This window comes from Nocardia sp. CA-129566, assembly GCF_050956075.1.
Taxonomy (GTDB): Bacteria; Actinomycetota; Actinomycetes; order Mycobacteriales; family Mycobacteriaceae; genus Nocardia.
Genome location: NZ_CP192085.1, coordinates 3,553,845 through 3,567,575, shown reverse-complemented (window position 1 = coordinate 3,567,575; position 13,731 = coordinate 3,553,845). Strand labels below are relative to the sequence as shown.

The 13,731-nt window shown below is 67.0% G+C and carries 14 protein-coding genes; 4 read left to right on the top strand and 10 right to left on the bottom strand.

The genetic code is table 11. From position 1 onward, the window contains the following. Positions 1-5: 5 nt before the first annotated feature. From secF to ACQP0C_RS15410, 4 genes are all read right to left on the bottom strand, one after another. Positions 6-1,256, bottom strand: coding sequence for a protein translocase subunit SecF (gene secF / locus ACQP0C_RS15425; RefSeq protein WP_433733581.1), 1,251 nt, complete (start codon positions 1,254-1,256; stop codon positions 6-8). Then, positions 1,253-3,004, bottom strand: a complete 1,752-nt coding sequence (gene secD / locus ACQP0C_RS15420; RefSeq protein ID WP_433733580.1) for a protein translocase subunit SecD — start codon at positions 3,002-3,004, stop codon at positions 1,253-1,255. The genes secF and secD overlap by 4 nt, the downstream gene beginning before the upstream one ends. A gap of 116 nt (positions 3,005-3,120) precedes the next feature. Next, a complete protein-coding gene (gene yajC / locus ACQP0C_RS15415) occupies positions 3,121-3,480 on the bottom strand; it encodes a preprotein translocase subunit YajC (RefSeq protein ID WP_433733579.1) in 360 nt (119 codons plus the stop codon). 258 nt (positions 3,481-3,738) lie between these two features. Then, positions 3,739-5,229 (bottom strand): flavin-containing monooxygenase, encoded by a 1,491-nt coding sequence (locus tag ACQP0C_RS15410; RefSeq protein ID WP_433733578.1) that lies wholly within the window; start codon positions 5,227-5,229, stop codon positions 3,739-3,741. Between the two features lie 98 nt (positions 5,230-5,327). Between ACQP0C_RS15410 and ACQP0C_RS15405 the strand changes: the two genes are divergently transcribed. Together ACQP0C_RS15405 and ACQP0C_RS15400 are read left to right on the top strand one after the other, a co-directional pair. Then, a complete protein-coding gene (locus ACQP0C_RS15405) occupies positions 5,328-5,978 on the top strand; it encodes a TetR/AcrR family transcriptional regulator (RefSeq protein ID WP_433733577.1) in 651 nt (216 codons plus the stop codon). Positions 5,979-6,142: 164 nt separating this feature from the next. Beyond that, positions 6,143-6,718, top strand: a complete 576-nt coding sequence (locus tag ACQP0C_RS15400) for a DivIVA domain-containing protein (RefSeq protein ID WP_433734559.1) — start codon at positions 6,143-6,145, stop codon at positions 6,716-6,718. Between the two features lie 9 nt (positions 6,719-6,727). Here the strand turns inward: ACQP0C_RS15400 and ruvB are convergent, their stop codons facing one another. The 4 genes from ruvB to ACQP0C_RS15380 form a co-directional block, all read right to left on the bottom strand. Beyond that, positions 6,728-7,810, bottom strand: a complete 1,083-nt coding sequence (gene ruvB, locus ACQP0C_RS15395; RefSeq protein ID WP_433733576.1) for a Holliday junction branch migration DNA helicase RuvB — start codon at positions 7,808-7,810, stop codon at positions 6,728-6,730. 6 nt (positions 7,811-7,816) lie between these two features. After that, positions 7,817-8,422 (bottom strand): Holliday junction branch migration protein RuvA, encoded by a 606-nt coding sequence (gene ruvA, locus ACQP0C_RS15390; protein ID WP_433733575.1) that lies wholly within the window; start codon positions 8,420-8,422, stop codon positions 7,817-7,819. Next, a complete protein-coding gene (gene ruvC / locus ACQP0C_RS15385; RefSeq protein WP_433733574.1) occupies positions 8,419-8,988 on the bottom strand; it encodes a crossover junction endodeoxyribonuclease RuvC in 570 nt (189 codons plus the stop codon). Before ruvC ends, ruvA begins: the two co-directional genes overlap by 4 nt. 108 nt (positions 8,989-9,096) lie before the next feature. Further along, positions 9,097-9,582: an MmpS family transport accessory protein gene (locus tag ACQP0C_RS15380; protein WP_433733573.1), complete on the bottom strand. Its 486-nt coding sequence runs from the start codon at positions 9,580-9,582 to the stop codon at positions 9,097-9,099. 201 nt (positions 9,583-9,783) lie between these two features. Here ACQP0C_RS15380 and ACQP0C_RS15375 point away from each other — a divergent pair, with 201 nt between their 5' ends. Then, positions 9,784-11,250: an alpha/beta hydrolase gene (locus ACQP0C_RS15375; RefSeq protein ID WP_433733572.1), complete on the top strand. Its 1,467-nt coding sequence runs from the start codon at positions 9,784-9,786 to the stop codon at positions 11,248-11,250. Positions 11,251-11,284: 34 nt separating this feature from the next. On the opposite strand, the gene ACQP0C_RS15370 is transcribed toward ACQP0C_RS15375, so the two are convergent. Next, the gene (locus ACQP0C_RS15370) at positions 11,285-12,274 is read right to left on the bottom strand and encodes a GlxA family transcriptional regulator (RefSeq protein WP_433733571.1); all 990 of its coding nucleotides are present in this window, start codon (positions 12,272-12,274) and stop codon (positions 11,285-11,287) included. Positions 12,275-12,302: 28 nt separating this feature from the next. Between ACQP0C_RS15370 and ACQP0C_RS15365 the strand changes: the two genes are divergently transcribed. After that, a complete protein-coding gene (locus tag ACQP0C_RS15365) occupies positions 12,303-13,295 on the top strand; it encodes an NADP-dependent oxidoreductase (protein WP_433733570.1) in 993 nt (330 codons plus the stop codon). Between the two features lie 10 nt (positions 13,296-13,305). On the opposite strand, the gene ACQP0C_RS15360 is transcribed toward ACQP0C_RS15365, so the two are convergent. Next, positions 13,306-13,557, bottom strand: a complete 252-nt coding sequence (locus ACQP0C_RS15360; RefSeq protein WP_433733569.1) for a hypothetical protein — start codon at positions 13,555-13,557, stop codon at positions 13,306-13,308. Positions 13,558-13,731: the final 174 nt, after the last annotated feature.

Here is a 13,731-nt window from a genome sequence, read left to right as displayed (position 1 = left end):
GGCTGTCAGTGCCTGCGCTTGTTCCGCTTTCCGCTCGGTCGAGCGCCGGGACGCGGGGCCTGCCCGGGTTCACGCGCGGGGCGAGCGCCCAGTTCCCGGCCGGTCGCCGCAACCGCGCGCCGCTCCGCCTCGGCTCCCGCACGCGCCGACGCCAGCCCGGCGCGCTTGTTGAGCACCTTCTTGGTGTGCGCCGCGACCGGACCCCACCGCTCCTTGATCGATACCAGCAGCGGCACCGCGAAGAAGATCGACGAGTACGCGCCGACGATCATGCCGACCAGCTGCACCAGCGCCAGATCCTTCAGCGTGCCGACGCCGAGCAGCCATACCGCGATCACCAGCATGCCGACGATCGGCAGAATGCCGATGACGGTGGTGTTGATCGAACGCATCAGCGTCTGGTTCGCCGCGAGGTTCGCCTGTTCGGCATAGGTGCGCCGGGACGTATTCACCACACCGCGGGTGTTCTCCTCGACCTTGTCGAAGACGACGACATTGTCGTAGAGCACATAGCCGAGGATGGTCAGCAGACCGATCACCGCGGCGGGGGTCACCTCGAAGCCGACCAGCGAGTAGATACCCGCGGTGACGATCATGTTGAAGAACAGCGAGGCGATCGCCGCGATCGACATGTCCCGTTCGAACCGGATGGCGATATAGACCATGGTCAGCGCGATGAACACCACCAGCGCGATCACGGCCTTCTTGGTGATCTGGCTGCCCCAGGTCTCGCTGATCTCCGCGACACTGATCGCGTTGCGCGAAACGTTGCCGTCCTTGTCCTTCGGCTGGAAGGCATTGAACAGCGCGGTCTGCAGCGCGTCGGTCTGGGCGGCGCTCAGCGTATCGGAGCGAACCTGGATGGTCTCCGCCGAACCGGATCCCACCTTCTGCACCGTCACCGGGGCGTGGCCGATGGTCTGGGAGTAGACGTCCTCGACCTTCTGCGTGGTCGCGGTCCCCGCCGCGGGCAACTGGATGCGCGAGCCGCCCGCGAAGTCGATGCCCAGGGTGAATCCGCGGATTCCGATGCTCAGCAACGAGATCAGCACGAAGGCCGCGGTCAGCGCGTAGTAGAAGCGCCGCCGACTGACGATCTTGAAACCGCCGGTGCCGGTGTAGAGGCGCTCGAAGACGCTGTGCTTCGGCGCGGCATCGTATTCGCTCACCTCGTCGGCGAGTGGCTCCACAGTCGAGTAACGATCATCCGTCTCCCGACCGCCCCCAACGGAATCGCTGCGCGATGCTGTCCTCATCGTGACGTCTCCTTCACCAGAGCCTCGCCAGCTCTGCGTTCCCTGGCCACTTCCTGAATCGCGCCGAGCCCGTTGACCGACGGTTTCGCCCAGAACGGCGAGCGCGAGGCCAGCATCATCAGCGGCGCGGTCACCAGATAGAGCACGATCACGTCGAGGACGGTGGTGATACCGAGGGTGAACGCGAAGCCCTTCACCTGACCGGCGGCCAGAATGTAGAGCACGACCGAGGCGATCAGGCTGACGGTCTTGCCGGAGAGGTTGGTGCGCTGGGCCCGCTGCCAACCGCGCGGCACCGCCGAACGGAAGCTGCGACCCTCGCGCATCTCGTCCTTGATGCGTTCGAAGAACACCACGAAGGAGTCGGCGGTCAGACCGATACCGATGATCAGACCGGCGATACCGGCCAGATCGAGGGTGAATCCGATCCACCGGCCGAGCAGCACGATGATGCCGTACACCGCGACACCGGAGGCGACCAGCGAGAATCCGGCGAGGAAGCCGAGCATCCGGTAGTAGGCCAGGCAGTACAGCAGCACCACCGCGAGACCGATCGCACCGGCGAGCAGACCGGCGCGCAGCGAGGACAGACCCAGCGTCGCCGATACCGTCTCGGCCTCCGAGGTCTGGAACGACAGCGGCAGCGAACCGTACTTCAGGGTGTTCGCGAGTTCCTTGGCGCTGGCCGCGGTGAAGCTACCGGAGATGGTGGTGCGACCGCCCTGCTGCGGACCCGACTGCACGACCGGCGCGCTGACCACCTTCGAGTCGAGTACGAACGCGACCCGCTTGTTGATGTATTCGCCGGTCAGCGTCGCCCAGGCATCACTACCGCCGGATTTGAACTCGAGGTTCACCTCGTGGCGGGCCTGCTGCTGGTTCAGTCCCGAAGTGGCGTTCTTGATCTCCTGGCCGTCGATGCGGCTCTTGTCGAGCAGGAGGATCTCCTTGCCGTCGGTGGCACAGGCGACCAGCGGCAGATTCGGATCGTCGTTACCGGCCAGCGGGTCGGCCTTGCTGCAGTCCATCGCGGCCATCGCGGCCTGCTGCACCGTGGGATCGGTGCTCTGTCGGGTCGCCTTGGCGTCCGCGATCTCCTTCTTCGCCTGCTCCTGCGGCGTCAGCCCGCCGGGCGGGGCCGGGGGCGAGGTCGGCGCCTGTGCGGGGAAGACGCGCGGCTGCGGAGTCGACTCCGCCGCGGGTGCGGACTCGGTGGTCGGCACCGCTGCGGTGGTGGGCGCGGACTGGTTGGTCGGCGCGGGCTGGGTCGCCAGCGTCCCGTCCGGGTTGAGCTGCGTGGTGCCCGGAGTGGTGCCCGGAGTCGTACCAGCGGCTCCCGAGGCCTGCGGCGTGCCCTTACCGCCGACCGCGGGTACGGCCTGTAGCACCGGACGGATGTAGAGCTTGGCGGTCGTCGCCAGCGCCTTGGCCTGGCCACCGTCGTCACCCGGAACCGTGATCACCAGGTTGTCGCCATCGATGACGACCTCGGAACCCGAGACACCGAGACCGTTGACACGGTTCTCGATGATCGACTGCGCCCGGCGCAGGCTGTCCTGGCTCGGCTTGCTGCCGTCGGGGGTGCGGGCGGTCAACGTGACCCGGGTACCACCCTGGAGGTCGATGCCCAGCTTGGCGGTCGGGGAATGGTCACCGGCGAAGAACACCAGCGCATAGATCACGGCCAGCAGCACGGCGTAGACGCCGAGCAACCGGAGCGGATGCGCCGATCCCTGGGAAGGTGGCACAGTTCGTCATCTCCTAGGCGGAAGTCGAGGGTGGAACAGGCGGGCACGCACAGCCGGGCACCCGGACGGACCGCCCGCGGCGGTCGTCAGCACGCGGGTACACCGCTGGAACCGGGTCAGTCCTTGGTCAGCCGGGTCTCGGTCTGCTGCGCGGACTCCTCGACGGGACCGGCCGCGATCTCGTCGGCCGCGATCTCATCGGCCACGGTCTCACCGGTCTCGTCCGTGGTGCGCACATCGCGGATGGCCTGACGCAGCCAGGTGGTGATGACATCCTCGGCGATTTCGAGATCGACGGTGTCGTCATCGATATCGACCACGGTGCCGTAGAGCCCCGACGTGGTGGTCACCTGATCGCCGACCTTCAGGCTTTCCTGCATGGTGGTGACCTTCTCGGCCTCGCGCTTCTGGCGGCGCACTCCGAGGAACATGGGCACGAGCAGGGCTACCAGCAGGAGCGGAAACAGAAGTTCCATCGTCGAAGTCAGTCCCTAGTCTGTGGGTGGGATGGACAAGTACACCCAACAGTCTGCCAGTTCGCGTCGCCGCCACCACACCGGCACACCCCCTGACGTCCCAGAACGCTGCTCCAAGGGGCATCAGGGCACGGTCCACGGACCGGTCGGCGCAGGTATTCCACGCAACCGCACTGGTCGAGGCCGACCCGCATCGCCGCAGGTAACGAGCGAACCCCGCGACCGTGGTGTGGTCGCGGGGCTGCGCAACAGGGCGTTCTAAGCGATCTTGCCGTAGCTGTAGTCATCGAGCGGGAAGGCGACCGCTTCGCGGTGTGCGTTGATGGTGCTGGTCGGACGCAGCAGAGCGGCCTCGCCGTGCTGGTTGAAGTAGTAGCTGCGCGCGCTCGAGCAGTCGCCGCCATAGAAGACCGAGGAACCCAGCTTGTCGGTGACCCGATCCAGGAAGTGCCGGTTCGCCTGCTCGGTCACCTCGAAGGTGGTCTCGCCGCGACGGAAGGTTTCCTTCAACAGGCGGCCCATGTGCTTCATCTGGGCCTCGATGGTGGTGAAGTACGACAGGCCGCTGTAGGAGTACGGGCTGTTGAGGCTGAGGAAGTTCGGGAACTTCGGCACCGTGATGCCCTCGTAGGCCTGGAAACGGTTGTCGCGCCAGAACTTTCCGAGGTCGACGCCCTCGCGGCCGATGATCTCGATGGCCGGGAAGTTCACATCCCACAGGTTGAAGCCGGTGGCCAGGATCAGGGTGTCGATCTCGGTCTTGTGGCCGTCGGCGGTGACGATGCCGTCGGGCTCGATGTGATCGATGGCGTTGGTCTCCAGCCGCACATTGGGCTGGTTGAAGGCCTTGAAGTAGGCGTTGGAGAACGTGGGGCGCTTGCAGCCGAAGTCGTAGTGCGGGGTGAGCTGCTTGCGCGTCTCCTTATCGCGCACCTGCGCGCGCAGATGCGCCTTGGCCAGCACGCCCGCGGCCTTGTTCAGCGGCTTGGCCTGCTTGAAGTGCAACACGCCGAGCACCATCAGCGCCTCGAGCAGACTGGTGTTGACCAGCCGCGCAGCCTTCTGGGTGGCGGGCACGCGGGCGAACAGCTGCTGCACCGGCGCGGGAATCGCGGTATCGATCTTGGGCACCACCCAGATCGGCGTGCGCTGGAAGACGGTGAGTTCCTCGGTCTTCTTCGCCGCCTCCGGCACCAGCTGCACGGCCGTGGCGCCGGTGCCGATAATGGCGGCCTTGCGGCCGGTGAGGTCGAAATCGTCCTCCCACGCGGTGGTGTGGATGATCTTGCCCGCGAAGGACTCGATCCCCGGAAACGGCGGGGTGTAGGGCTGGGACAGGAACCCGGTCGCGGTCAAAAGGTAACGGCCGGTAACGGTTTCACCACCGGCGATGGATACGGCCCAGTGCTGGTGCTCCTCATCCCAGCGGGCGCCGTCCACCACCGTGCCGAAACGCATCCGACGACGCAGGCCGTACTTGTCCGCGATGTGCTCGGCGTACTTCTTGAGCTCCTTGCCCGGCGCGAACAGCCGCGTCCAATACGGGTTGGGCTCAAAGGAATACGAGTAGGTCACCGAGGCGATATCGACGGCGAGCCCCGGGTAGTGGTTGACGTGCCAGGTGCCGCCGAGGTCGTCCTCGCGCTCGAGGATCACGAAATTGCTCAGACCGAGCCGGTCGAGCTCGATACCCGCACCCATACCGCCGAATCCCGCACCGACCACGACCGCGTCGTATTGAGGCGCCACGTCGAACCTCCTGCTAAATACATTCCAACGGGAATGTAGGAACCGTCTCTCACGGAATGACATCTCATTCCGTTTGTGAACACAGTATCATCGGGTGGGTGACGAAGCCATCCACGCGTGCGCCCCGACCGGCGGCCGGTAATGCGATCCAGCGACGCAAGGCCGAGCTGCGCCAGGAGATCATCGACACCGCGTTCATCTGCTTCGCCGAAAAGGGCTATCACGCCACCGGCATCGCCGATATCGCCAATGAGCTGGGCATCGGGCACGGCACGTTCTACCGGTACTTCAGCAATAAGCGCGAGATCATCGATGTGGTCATCGACGATCTGGCCGCGCGGATCATCGAGGCGCTCGGCACCGATAACGCGCCCGACGCCGCCACCTCACTCGACGAATACCGCGCCCAGATCGATCGCATCGGCGCCGCGCTCACCCGGATCCTGGTGGCCGACCGCCGGGTGGCCCAACTGCTGCTGTTCCACGCCACCGGTATCGATGACGAACTCACCACCCGGCTCTACGGCCTGCTCGATATGGCCGACGCGCTCACCGCTGGTTACCTCTCGCACGGTGTCGAGCTCGGCTACCTGCGGGCCGACCTCGATACCAAGAACACCGCCAAGGCTGTCACCGGCATGCTCATCGCGGGCATCGTGCAGGGGCTGCGCAATCCGGACGAAACCGCGGTCAGCGAACTGAACGAGGCGATCCGGCGACTGCTCATCGACGGCGTGCGCAAAGACTGAATCGGCTCCGGCGAAACCGATAAATCTCCACCGGTTCGCCGCGGCGATCAGCGCTAGGGTGTAGCCAGATCGACTGTGGCCAACGGGGGCAGCACGTGTTCGGTAGAGACCGCCGAGTTCGAAAAATGCGTATTCGACAAGAGCAGGGCACCGCCCCTGACACAATGTCGCGGGTGACCCCCGAAGACGTGAGCCGAATCCATTTCGCCATGCCGCCGATGGGGCACCGCGGCTATCACGCCGATGAGGTCGACGCCTTCCTCGAACTCGTCTCCGCGACGCTCGATGGACAGGGTGCGCTGACCGCCGACGATGTCCGGCACGTTGCCTTTGACGCCCCCCACTTCGGTGGCCGCGGCTACCAGGCCGACCAGGTCGACGAATTCCTCGATCGGGTCCGCATCGAATTGGAATTCCGCCAGCGCGGCAGCCGCCCGGTCCCCGCGGGCGACAATGGCTCCGGCCCCGCCCTGCTCACTCCCGACGATGTGCACCGCATGCAGTTCACCCAGGCCGCGGTCGGCCGCCGCGGCTACGACACCGATGAGGTGGACGCGTTCCTGGACCTGGTCGCCGCCACCCTGGCACACGGCGGCCCGGGCCACCTCACCATCATCGATGTCCGCGCGGTCCGCTTCACCGAGGCCCGTCTCGGTACCCGCGGCTACACCCGCGACGAGGTCGACGCCTTCCTCGACCTCGTCGTCACCGCCCTCGAAAGTGGAGCCAACCACCGCTAGCGCCGGTGGTCATTCGAAGAGGTCGAGGGTGGGATGGGGTTCGCGGCCGCGGACCTCGATGGAGCCGAAGACCAGGTCCGGGGGCGGGACGAGGCCGAGGTGCTCCCAGGCGGCGGCCGTTGCGACACGACCGCGGGGCGTGCGCGCCACCATGCCCGCGCGCACGAGGAACGGTTCGCAGACCTCTTCGACCGTGGCGGCCTCCTCGCCGACGGCGACGGCCAGCGTCGAAACCCCAACGGGCCCACCGCCGAAACTGCGGACCAGGGCGCCAAGGACCGCGCGGTCCAAGCGGTCCAAACCCAGCACGTCGACGTCGTAGACCTCCAACGCCGCTTGGGCGATGGGACGGGTGATCAGGCCGTCGGCGCGAACCTCGGCATAGTCGCGGACGCGGCGCAGCAGGCGGTTGGCGATGCGCGGGGTGCCGCGGGAGCGTCCGGCGATTTCGGCGGCGGCGTCGCGATCGACGGTGACGCCGAGGATATGGGCCGAGCGCAGCAGGATGCGCAGGAGTTCTTCGGGATCGTAGAAGTCCATATGACCGGTGAAGCCGAAGCGGTCACGCAGCGGACCGGTGAGCGCACCCGAGCGGGTGGTCGCACCGACCAGGGTGAAAGGCGCGATATCGAGCGGAATCGAGGTTGCCCCTGGGCCTTTGCCGACGACCACGTCGACGCGGAAGTCCTCCATCGCGAGATAGAGCATTTCCTCGGCGGGCCGGGCGATCCGGTGGATTTCATCGATGAACAGCACATCGCCCTCGACCAGGTTGCTCAGCATGGCAGCGAGATCGCCCGCGCGCTCCAACGCCGGACCCGAGGTGATGCGCAGGGCCGTACCGAGTTCCGCGGCGATGATCATCGCCATACTGGTCTTGCCGAGGCCGGGCGGGCCGGACAGCAGCACGTGGTCCGGAGTGCCGCCACGCTGTTTGGCACCGCGCAGCACCAGCGCCAGCTGTTCGCGCACACGGGGCTGGCCGATGAAATCGTCGAGGGATTTCGGGCGCAGGCTGGCCTCGATCTCCCCATCGGATTTGAGATAGCCTGCGGTGACCTGGGATTCGGGTTCGGTGTCGTCGTAGTCCATAACGGCTTACCGGTTCTTGGCGAGCGAGCCGAGCGCGGCGCGCAATGCGGCCGAGGTGTCGGCAGCGGGCTGTTCGGCGAGTACGGCATCGACCGCCGGTTCCGCCTGTTTGGCGGGAAAGCCGAGCCCGATCAACGCCTCCACCACCTGCTCGCGCACCGGCGTGAGCACCGGTGTCGGCGCAGTACCCGGCGGACCCGCCTGCACCGGAACGAGATTCACCTTGTCCCGCAACTCCACCACCATGCGCTCCGCGCCGCGCTTACCGATGCCGGGCACCCGGGTCAGCGCCGCGACATTGCTCTCCGCGAGCGCCTTGCGCAGCGCCTCGGGCTCGAGCACCGCGAGCACCGCCATGGCCAGCCGCGGACCGACGCCGGAGACGGTCTGCAGAAGACCGAACAGGTCACGGGATTCGGTATCGGCGAATCCGTACAGCGTCATCGAGTCCTCGCGCACGATCATCGCGGTGAACAGCCGGGATTGCTCGCCCCGGGTCAGCGTCGACAGCGTCGCCGGGGTGACATTGAGCCGGTAGCCGACGCCCGCCGCCTCGAGCACCACATGATCGAGCGCGATCTCGAGCACCTCACCGCGTACCGACGCGATCACGGGCGCACCACCTTCCGTTGTTCGGCAAGCCGCTGGGTGTACCGCCGCTGTGCCTCGGCGGCGCGCGCCTCGGCCTCGGCCATCCGCGCCATCAGCGGCGCCCGCCAACAATGACAGATCGCCAGGGCCAGCGCATCGGCCGCATCCGCCGGTTTCGGCGCGACCTGCAGGCCGAGGATACGCGTCACCATCACGGTCACCTGAGCCTTGTCCGCGGTGCCATTGCCGGTGACGGCGGCCTTCACCTCGCTCGGGGTGTGGAAGGCGACAGGTATGCCCCGCCGCGCCGCCGCCAGCGCGATCACCCCGCCCGCTTGCGCGGTGCCCATCGCGGTGCGCACATTGTGCTGTGCGAACACCCGCTCGATCGCGACCGCATCGGGTTTGTGCGTGTCCATCCAGTATTCGGCGACATCGGCGACGCCCATGAGCCGGTGTGCGAGATCCATATCCGCAGGGGTGCGCACCACATCGACGTCGAGCGCCGTCACCCTCCGTCCCAGCCCGCCCTCGACCATGCTGAGGCCGCACCGGGTGAGCCCCGGGTCGACGCCCATCACCCGCACACGATCCCCTCTCGAAGACACGAACAACTGTTCGAGAGTCTAGTGGACCGCGCGAGCGCCGTTCACCAACGACACGACGCCCGTCGGGGATTCGGCGTCGGGACCGATTCAGTCGAAGGTGTGGTAACAGCTCACGTACGCGTACGACCCCGAATCGGAATCTTCGACGACCACCTTGCCGTCGCGCAGGATCCGGCAACTCACCGTGCCGCCGCTGGACCCGCTGACGGTGGCCGACACCCGGCCCGAGCGGACGAATCCGGTCAGGGTCACGGCCTTGGTCCAGGGCAGCGGCGCATCGTCGGCACTGGAGCTGTCGAAATCGCCGCTGGTGAAGGTGATATCGGCGGTGCCGGTGCCGGAGACCTCATAGGTCACCGCGACTTCCTTCTTCGACTCCTTGTCGATGCGATAGGCGATGGATCCGAATACCGCGACGCACCCGCCGACGGTGAGCACGATCGCCAGGAAGACACCGCCCAATACCCACGGCCACACCGGCTTCCCCCTGGGCGGCTGCGGCGGATAGCCCGGGTAGCCCGGATACCCCTGCCCGGGATAACCCGGGTACTGCGGTGGTGGTTGATAGGTCACGTGCACCCCTCCTGAATCCTGCACAACCCGGCTACAGGACCTTACCGGACAACGCCGTTCGGACTCCGCTTCCTCTGTGCCCCTGAATCGTCCCTGGAGCCAGTGACGTTTCAGCCGAGCGCACCGGGTCGGCACCGAGCCACAGTTTTGCTGGAGCGGATTCACAGGGTTTCTCGAGGAATGGTCTCGACAATGCCGTAGGTGCCCGTAGTCCGTGCCCCGCTTGCCGCGCCCGCGACCCCCGTGACACCGCCACCGCCGCCACGGCTGCCGTCGGCGAATCTGAATCCCAACTATCAGTACGGCTCCCATCACGGGATTTCGCTACTGCACGGCTGGTTACCGCTGACCGTCGAGTTGGTCGCGGTGGCCCTGCTGATCCTGGCGATCGGCTGGCGGACCCGACGCTGGCGGCTGGTACTGCTGCCGGTGTGCGCGGCGCTCGGTGTGGCGGGTGCGGTGGCCGCGTGGGCGTATGTGAACGACGAGGGGTTGGCATCGGATCCGGCGCCGATCGAGTTGTGGGCCTGTGCCGGCGCCGCGGTCGCGGCGATCGCCGTCGCCGCGCTCGGCTGGCGCAGTGCGCGCTGGTGGCGGCGCGGCGTCTCGATCCTCGCCGTAACCCTGGCACTGCTGAGCACCGGCATCGTGCTCAATCAGTGGGTCGGCTACTACCCCACCGTGCAGTCGGCGTGGAATGCGCTCACCGCGGGTCCGCTGCCGAACCAGACCGATATCGACGCCCTGCCCGCACTGCGCAATACGAACGTCACCACCGGCAAGATCGTGCCGGTGCGAATTCCCGACGCGGGCAGCGGATTTCCGCATCGCACCGAATACGTGTACCTGCCACCGGCCTGGTTCGCCGGTCCGACGCCGCCGACCCTGCCGGTGGTCATGATGATCGGCGGTGAGTTCAATACCCCCGCGGACTGGATTCGCAGCGGCCAGATCATGCCCGAGGTGGACAAGTTCACCGCCGCCAACGGCGGTCGTGCGCCCATCCTGGTCTTCGTCGATTCCAGCGGCAGCTTCAATAACGACACCGAATGCGTGAACGGTCCGCGCGGCGATGCCGCCGACCACCTGACCCGAGATGTGCCCGGCTACCTCGAATCTCGCTTCGGCGCATCGGCGGATCCGGCGAACTGGGCCGTGGTCGGCTGGTCGATGGGCGGCACCTGTGCGGTCGACCTGGCCGTCATGCACCCCGAGTTGGTGCGCACCTTCGTCGATATCGCGGGCGATCTCGGCCCGACCTCGGGCACCAAAGAGCAGACGATCAAACGCCTTTTCGGTGGTGACGCCGACCGCTGGGCCGCCTTCGACCCGATCACCGTCATGGCCAAGCACGGCCCGTATACCGATATGGCCGGTCTGTTCGACGACCTCACCCCACCCAAATCCGGTCCGGGATCCCATGGTGCACGCCAGTCCGCGGCGGTCGACGACGACACCGTCGGCTTCGGCGGCCACGACGGCGTTGTCGACACCGGCGAGGTCGGTGCGGCCGAAAAGCTGTGTGCCGCAGGACATGAGGTCGGCATCGACTGCACCATCCACACCACCCAGGGCGGCCACACCTGGCAGTTCGCTGCGGCCGCCTTCACCTCGTCGTTTCCCTGGATCGTGGCCCGGGTCGGACTTCCCGTGCCGGACGCGACCTGAAACCGATTGCGCGGTCGATGAGTTGGGCCGCGGCTCAGCCCAGCGACTCCGCTGGCGGTATCGACTCGGCACGAAAGGTCCGGCGATACGCCAGCGGTGCGACGCCGATCGAATCGTGTAGGTGCTGACGCAGTGAACTGCCGGTCGCGAAGCCGACCTCACCCGCGATGCGGTCAACGGTCAGGTCGGTCGACTCGAGGAGTTGGCGGGCACGGAAGACGCGCTGCTGGATGAGCCAGCGGCCCGGGCTCATGCCAACCTCGTCACGGAAGCGACGGGCGAAGGTGCGCTTGCTCATTCGGGCCCGCACCGCGAGATCGTCCATGGTCAAGGGCAATTGAAGGTTCTCGAGGGCCCAGTGCCGAGCGGCGGCGGTACCCGGCGAGGTCGACGGCGGCACCGGCTGTTCGATGTACTGAGCCTGGCCGCCGTCGCGCCACGGCGGCACGACACAGCGCCGCGCCACCGAATTGGCGACCGCACTGCCGTGATCGCGGCGCACCAGATGCAGGCACAGATCGATACCGGCCGCCGCGCCCGCCGAGGTGAGCACGTCGTCGTCATCGACGTACAGGACATCGGTATCGAGGCGAACCCGAGGGAAGGTCCGCCGGAACTGCTCGGCCACATTCCAATGCGTCGTCGCGGGGCGACCGTCGAGCAGTCCGGCCGCGGCCGTCACGAACGCCCCGGTGCAGATCGAGACGATGCGTGTGCCCGGCTGGATCCGCGCGAACGCCTCCATCAGCGGCAGCGGTAGCGTGCCACCAAGGGTCATCTCGATATCGCAGGCCGGAATCACCACGGTGTCAGCGGTCGCCAGCGCCCGGCTGTCGTGCTGGACGGCAATGGCGAAATCGGATCGGCTCGGCACCGGTGCGCCGTCGACCGAACAGGTGCTCACCTCGTAGTGCTGCTCGGCGGTGCCGAATACCCGACTCGGAATGCCGAGTTCGAACGGATACACCCCGTCCAGCGCGAACACGACCACACGATGCCGCCGCGCATCCGAACGTCCGACCATGGCACGATCGTATCGAATATTGGCAATCGTGCCATTTCCCGGAGTCGCCGCCCTCGGCAGGCTGAAGGACATGAACGACACCACCATGCACGCGATCAGTCAGGACGCGATCGGCGGCCCCGAGGTCCTGACCGAGGTCGAACTGCCGATTCCGACACCCGGTCCCGGCGAGATCCTGATTCGGGTGCGGGCCGCCGGGCTCAATCCGACCGATTGGCGCCATCGCGGCGTCGCGGGACTGTTCCTCGACGAGCCGCCCTTCGTCCTGGGCTGGGATGTGTCGGGTGAAGTGGTGCGGACCGGCATCGGGGTCACCCTGTTCGAACCGGGCGACGAGGTCTTCGGCATGCTCCCCTACCCCAACGGCCACGGCGCGTGCGCCGAATACGTCGTCGGTCCCGCCCGCGCCTTCGCGCCGAAACCATCGAACCTGGACCACATTCAGGCCGCCGCGGTCCCACTGGCCGCCCTCACCGCCTGGCAGGCCCTCGTCGACACCGCGAAACTCCAAGCCGGACAGCGCATCCTGATCCACGCTGCCGCCGGTGGTGTCGGACACTTCGCAGTCCAGATCGCCAAGGCCCGGGGCGCTCACGTGATCGGTACCGCGAGCGCGGCCAACCACGCATTCCTGCGTGAGCTCGGCGTGGACGAGACGATCGATTACCGCACAACCGATTTCGCCGATGTCGTCCGCGATGTCGATGTCGTACTCGATTCCATCGATGACCACAACAGCGTGCGGTCGCTACGCACACTCCGGCCCGGCGGTCTGCTCGTCTCCCTGCGCGCATTCGGTACCACCGAATTGACCACTGAGGCACAGCGATCGGGCGTCAGGGCGGTGCGCATGCTGGTGGAGCACGACCACGCCGGGATGAGCGCACTCGCCCGACTCGCCGAATCCGGGGCGCTGCGTCCGACCGTCGCCGGAGTCTTTCCGCTCGCGGAGGCCGCGAAGGCGCACGCACTGGGCGAAACCGGCCGCACCGTCGGCAAATTGGTCCTCACGGTGCCGTGATCCGGCCCGGTCAGCGCTTCTTCGCGGCGCCGATCAGAATGTCGGCACCCCACCAGGTCAAGCGCCCGGCAATCGCCATGTACAGGAAGATCGCGAAGTACACCAGGCTCGCGCCGTAGTCGTCGGCCCAGCCGGGCATCAGGTTCACCGTCGCGAAGGCGGCGATGAGCAGGATCAGTCCCGCCGCGACCGCGAGCGGGGCGAGGGTGATATTCAGGTCGGTCGAATGGCCGGGACGCTCGTCGGCAAGGGATCGACTCATCAAGGTTGGTCTCTTTCCGGGCGGGACAAGTTCTCGGTGTTCTGGAGCCTGATCGGGTCGCCGCGACGGTTGTGGCGGCACTCGAATCCGATATCAGCAATTGAGCCGAAATCGTTACGGTGCCGACATGGTCGGCCGCGGCCATGCCGGTTGTGCGGCCGCGTTTGTGGCGTG

Coding starts and splice junctions, on each gene's coding strand:
- ACQP0C_RS15360 (WP_433733569.1), bottom strand. CDS start 13,557: ATGAGTCGATCCCTTGCCGACGAGCGTCCCGGCCATTCGACCGACCTG.
- secF (WP_433733581.1), bottom strand. CDS start 1,256: ATGAGGACAGCATCGCGCAGCGATTCCGTTGGGGGCGGTCGGGAGACG.
- ACQP0C_RS15400 (WP_433734559.1), top strand. CDS start 6,143: ATGTCGCGGGTGACCCCCGAAGACGTGAGCCGAATCCATTTCGCCATG.
- ruvB (WP_433733576.1), bottom strand. CDS start 7,810: ATGGACTACGACGACACCGAACCCGAATCCCAGGTCACCGCAGGCTAT.
- ACQP0C_RS15370 (WP_433733571.1), bottom strand. CDS start 12,274: ATGGTCGGACGTTCGGATGCGCGGCGGCATCGTGTGGTCGTGTTCGCG.
- yajC (WP_433733579.1), bottom strand. CDS start 3,480: ATGGAACTTCTGTTTCCGCTCCTGCTGGTAGCCCTGCTCGTGCCCATG.